Here is a 5,804-nt window from a genome sequence, read left to right as displayed (position 1 = left end):
GCAATCTTTCTGCTTTGAGGATTTCCTCTGCTTGTTTGCGATCGCTGATATCTTTGCTGAAACTGTAATGCCCCACAAAATTGCCAATTTCGTCATAAGCAGCAATCATGGTAACTTGCTGATGGAAGCTAGATTTATCCTTGCGAATACCCCTAACTTCTACTTCCGCCTTATTAGTTTTAAGCATTTCTCGATAAGCTGCTTCCATCATGGCAATGTCATCTGGATGGACGGTTTGCAACCATTCCATACCGATCGTTTCGTTAGGTTCGTAGCCGCACAATTTGGCATAGGCAGGATTGACTGACACATAGCGTCTATCAATATCTAGGCGCGAAATACCCTCTACTGCATTTTGCAAAGCTTGATTGATATTTTGTAATTTAGCTTCGATCTGTTTGTTTTCCGTGATGTCTGTCAGAGTGCCAATATAGCCAATCAATCTGCCATCAGCATCAATTTCCTTAACCACCTGAACGTAGAACCAATTAACAGTACCATCGGGGCACAAATGTCTGCCTTCACCGCAGTTAAATACTCGATTGTCTCTGTGAGATTGTGTATATCTTTGCGTGTATTGTTCTAATAGCCGATCGCGATCTTGGGGATGCAGGCTATCGATCCAACCTGTGCCCAAGGCAGATTCTATCGGTCTCCCGGTCATCTCGCTCCAGCGATCGCTGACATAGACACAGTTTAATGGCGTATCAAATCGGAAAATAGCGACTGGCGCAGCAGCCGCTAAGGTAGCATAGCGACGTTCGCTGTCTCGCAGGGCTATTTCTGCCTGTTTGCGAGCGGTAATGTCGCTTTCCGATCCAATCATACGAACGACTTGTCCGGATTCATCCCGTAATGCTTGGGCGCGATCTAAAACCCACATATAAGCGCCATCTTTGCGACGTACCCGATATTCGACTTCAAAGAATTCGGTTCTACTTGCAAAATGCTCGTCAAGAGCAGTCATAACGCGATCGAAGTCATCTGGGTGAATTCGACTCAGACACTCATCGAGTGTATTGCCAATCTCCTCACTGGTAAAGCCGCGCATTTCTTTCCAACGATCGGAGAAGAAGATACGATTAGTTTTGAGATCCCAATCCCAAATACCATCGTTTGCGCCTTTGAGCGCCAAATGCCACCGTTCTTCGCTGGCTTGCAATGCAGCAGTGCGTTCGGCAACCAAATTTTCTAAATTCTGGTTTAATTGTTGCAGAGTTTTTGCTGCTAGATCTCGTTCGATGGCAATTCCAGCAATATTGGCGATCCGGATCATATTTTCTAACTCTTGGGTTTGGGGTGTACAAATCCGGCGATAATAAATTGCAAATACTCCCAGAATCCGATTGTCACTGCTAATTATCGGGAGCGACCAGCAGGCTTTTAATCCATATTCCAAAGCCAAATTTTGATAGTTTTCCCAGAGTGGATCGGTGGCAATATCGGAGACGATGACGGGTTCCCGACGAAAAGCTGCCGTGCCGCAGCTACCAACTCCTTCACCGATGGAGATGCCATCGATCGCCCGCAGGTAGCCTTCTGGCAATTGAGGAGCTACTGTGCAATGCAATTTGCCATCGCCATCGCACAACATAATCGAACAGAGAGAATCGACTATTTGCAATTCCACAGTACCGAGCAAAGCATCTAAAATCATTGATAGTGGCTCTGCTTTGGCAATGCGCTCCAAAATGCTGTTTTGCAATTTCAGCATTGTCTGGGCTTGCTTGCGTAAGGTAATGTCTGTACTGGTACCGACAATGCGATAAATACGGGATGAACTATCTCGGATGGGATTGAGCGCGGTCAGCCACCAAGTCGGTGTGTTGTTTGAGATGACGCATTGTTCGTAGGAAATGGCAGAGCCTGTGCGAACGCAATTAATATAATGAAAATTTTCTTCCGGTGAATTTGCGTCGATTTCTTCTATTAATTTACCCCATAACCGGGTGGCGGCTGGGTTAAAAGCAATGTGTCGAAATTCGCCATTTTCTAAGACATCAACGGTGAAAATTGCTTGTTCGACTCCTTCATAAATACTCCGCAAAAACTGTTCGCTTTCCTGTAATGCTTGTTCGGTTTGCTTGAGCGCAGTCAGATCGTGAGTTGTCACTACAATCCCAGTAATAGTGCCATCTAGGTCGAAATAGGGATTGTAGGTGACCCTGATAAATCGGCGACTCCCGTTTTGATAATCAAACCATTCTTCGTATTGTTGGACTTTCCCTGTTAGGCATCGATCTAGGTAAGGCTGGATGATAGTTTGGAAACCCGTTTCACCAAGCAATTCTGCAACAGAATGTCCGATAATTTCTTCAACAGATTTCTCATTCCGTTCCAAATAAACGCGATTGACGAAACGATAAATATAGTTGCGATCGAGCAGGGCAATGCCATCAGTGGCGCTCGCAACCATCCGTTCGTACTGACGCAAAACTGACTCGGCTGCTTTGCGATCGGTGATATCTGTATGGGTTCCAATTACCCGCAGGGGTTTACCGTCTGCTGTGCGCTCGATGACTTTGCCGCGATCGAGAATCCACTTGTAGCTGCCATCTTGGCATCGAATGCGATGTTCGTTTTGATAAGTGGGGGTTTGTCCTCTCAAATGCTTGTTCAAATCGGCATAGCAGCCAGCTTTGTCATCGGGGTGTACGCGGCTGTGCCATTCTGCCAGAGTATTGCCCACTTCACTATCGCTGTAACCGAGCATGGCTTTCCATTGTCTGGAAAAGAAAACTCGATCTGTCTGAACGTTCCAATCCCATACACCATCTCCCGATCCTTCTAGTGCAAATTGCCAGCGGGCTTCACTTTCTAGGAGGTGAGCTTGAGCTTGCTTTCGTTGGCTCAGTTCTTCCTGTAACTGTTGGTGGATGGTGGCTTGCTGGAGAGCGATGGCCAGATGTAGCGATAAGGCTTGCAGCAGTTCTACTTCCGATTGTTGCCAGTTGCGGGCGTGTTGGCTTTCAACGGCATTGAGCAAACCCCACAACTTGTCCCCACACATAAGCGGCACCAAAATTTTAGCTCGTATTTGGAGGCGGATTGCCATTTGTCGATGGCAGTCTGACATTTCGGTCGTGTAGATATCTGATACGACACGAATCTTGCCCTGACGATAAATTTCGGCTTGCTCTTGTTGAAAGCAGATGTCGCGAACTCGTTCGCCGATCGAAGATACGGGTGAGTCGGTGGATTCTGCGACGGCAATAGTTTCCCAATCAGCGATAAATTGCCAAATAGTGACGCGATCGCAGCCCAGTACCTGCCTGATCTGGGCTACGGTTGTCTCCAAAATTGTTTGTAGGCTTAGGGACGATCGGATTTGTGCTGCGAGATGGGCAATTAATTTCTCTTGTTGTATCTTGGCATTGAGTGCGGCTGTCCTGGCTTCCACCTGCTGTTCTAGTTCAACGGTACGATTTTTCAGCAGTGTGATTTTCTCGGCTTCCAGTTGGGCTACCTTTACTCCCAAAACTTCAGCTAAGTTATAGAGTTCTAGGGGATGGAGGATTTGCAGCAAACTGCTCTGAGTGACGATGCCCAATAGTTCTCCGCGCTTTCCGGTCACTGCTAATCGATGGATGAAGTGCTGCTCCACAATTTGCTGCACTCTCCAGAGCGAGTCGTCCGGCTTGACGGTAAAAACGGGCGTACTCATGACTGTCTTTGCTTTACAAGTCTCCGAGTTCAAGCCCAATGCTTGAAATTGCACTAGATCTCGTTCGGTTATAATCCCGATGGGAATTAGCAGGGTTTCCGTAGCATTACTGATAGATTCGACAATTATTACGCAACTGATACGGTGTTCTGCCATTGTTTGGGCGATCGTCAGTAGGGAGGAATCGGCTGAGGCGCTAATCACTTTTTCGGTCATCACTTCAGCTACCTGACGCAACCGCAACAGGTCGATCGGTCGGGAAGTTTGCTGCAAACTCTCATGAGTTATGAGTCCTACTGGGCGATTCCGATCGTCTACGATTGGCAAATGGCGAATCTTGTACTGTTGGAGCAAATTAATCGCCAAAAATAAATTTTTGAAGTCAGACTCGCGCAGGGTAATAACGGGATGTGCCATCACCTCGCAGACTGCCCGATCGAGGGGTTGTTGCTGGGCGATCGATCGCACGACATCCCGCTCGGTCAGAATGCCGATAATCTGTTCGTTTTCGACTACCAATACGCAGCTCGATCGCGCCTCTACATAAAGGTCATTTTTTTGACTATCTTCCGTTCTAGTCGTTTGGCAGAACGATCGTGCCCCGCTCATTTGCGCGATCGCATCTATGACTGTCGTATCGGGTGAAACCACTAAGGGATGGCGGACGATCGCAGACTTTAGTGGTGGCGGGATAACATCTGTGGCGCAAGTAGGCATAGATTTATATGGTTTTATGGTTTAGTTTTTCCTCAAACACTTGCTGCTTCTTAGGGCTAACCTATGTTTGAGCGGTATTAAAATGCGAAAAAAGTAAATTGCCAGTCTCAATCTAGTGCCAATTGGTAAAGCCAAAAAGCAATACTTTTATCAGCTTTTATTTATTTTTTCTGATTCAATGTAACAAACAATTTTGTAAGTAAGACACAAAATTGTCGGGGCTGTTTTGGCTTATAGCATATTTAAACATAAAAGTAAATAGTAGCGATCGAGGCCATCAGGAAATACACAGTATTTTCTAAAAATAGCTTCTGTAAGAACACTGAAAAAACTAAATTAATCAAAAATAGATAGTAGGATTACAGACAATAAATTTACATTTGTTTAGAATCAATTTTTACCTCCCCCTTTACAACCCAAAATAAAGTTGATAGATTCATATTGTCAGGTGGCAAGGCAAACGCTAAGCCCCCAGAAAAAAACAACAACAATGAGTAAAAGGTAAAAAACAATGGCTGTCGAAAAAACCAACTCTTCTTCTAGCTTGGCTGAAGTTATCGATCGCATTCTTGACAAAGGTATTGTTGTAGACGCTTGGGCTCGCGTTTCGCTAGTTGGTATTGAATTACTCGCGATCGAAGCTCGTGTTGTAATCGCTTCTGTTGAAACATATTTGAAGTATGCTGAAGCAGTTGGTCTAACTCAATCTGCTGCGATGCCTGCTGCGTAAAAATTTAGATAATGCTACAATCCAACGATTGAGAATATCTTAAATTTTCCACAAACTTCTGCTTTTGTTTAACTCTCTCAAATTCCTTGATGCCGCGTTATAAGAGCTGGATGCAACAAAGCAGAAGTTTAATTGAACCACAATCGCTCTGAGTTTCAAAATGAGCGATTGTGGTTTATTCACTCACGGATACTTACTCTGATTGAGGAAAACTTCATGACATCCTTAATGGAAAGAATCCGGCAGGAGCATCGTTCTATAGCTGAGGAAGTAACTCAACTATTCAGAGATACTCAAACATTTCTGTCGGATACCGCTACAACCAGACAAGATCGAGCTAAACAGCAAGCTGAAGATCTGTTTAAATTTCACCAAGATTTACAGCAAGAAAATCGCGACTTCTTAACAGATATCCATCAGCAACGGATGGAACAAGCGAAAAAACAAGCTGAAGATCTGTTTGAATTTCACCAAGATTTACAGCAAGAAAATCGCGACTTCCTAACAGATACCCATCAACAACGGATGGAACAAGCGAAAAAGCAAGCTGAAGATCTGTTTAAATTTCACCAAGATTTACAGCAAGAAAATCGCGACTTCTTAACAGATACCCATCAGCAACGGATGACTAACGCTAAGGAACAAAGCCAGCAGCTAGGTCAATTCCGTCGGGATCTGTTTATTAGCATTTTT

3 protein-coding genes are annotated in these 5,804 nt (G+C 44.9%); 2 read left to right on the top strand and 1 reads right to left on the bottom strand.

Going from position 1 to position 5,804, the window contains the following annotated elements:
* A partial coding sequence (locus H6S82_RS15530; RefSeq protein WP_191056390.1) for a PAS domain S-box protein occupies positions 1-4,381 on the bottom strand: 4,381 nt, incomplete at its 3' end.
* Positions 4,382-4,892: 511 nt separating this feature from the next.
* Here H6S82_RS15530 and gvpA point away from each other — a divergent pair.
* Together gvpA and gvpC are read left to right on the top strand one after the other, a co-directional pair.
* Complete coding sequence (gene gvpA / locus H6S82_RS15525) at positions 4,893-5,111, top strand: gas vesicle structural protein GvpA (RefSeq protein ID WP_190463961.1); 219 nt, start codon at positions 4,893-4,895, stop codon at positions 5,109-5,111.
* A 216-nt stretch (positions 5,112-5,327) separates the two neighbouring features.
* The coding region (gene gvpC / locus H6S82_RS15520; RefSeq protein ID WP_191056389.1) for a gas vesicle protein GvpC at positions 5,328-5,804 on the top strand (477 nt) is incomplete at its 3' end.

The sequence above is a fragment of the Planktothrix sp. FACHB-1355 genome, assembly GCF_014748295.1.
In the GTDB taxonomy this organism is placed as follows: domain Bacteria; phylum Cyanobacteriota; class Cyanobacteriia; order Cyanobacteriales; family Aerosakkonemataceae; genus Aerosakkonema; species Aerosakkonema funiforme_A.
The sequence above is the reverse complement of the archived record's forward strand: the minus strand, read 5'-3'. Positions and strand labels throughout refer to the sequence as shown.

Bases quoted from the DNA above. Each gene is read 5' to 3' on its own strand.
- gvpA (WP_190463961.1), top strand. From the start codon at position 4,893: ATGGCTGTCGAAAAAACCAACTCTTCTTCTAGCTTGGCTGAAGTTATC.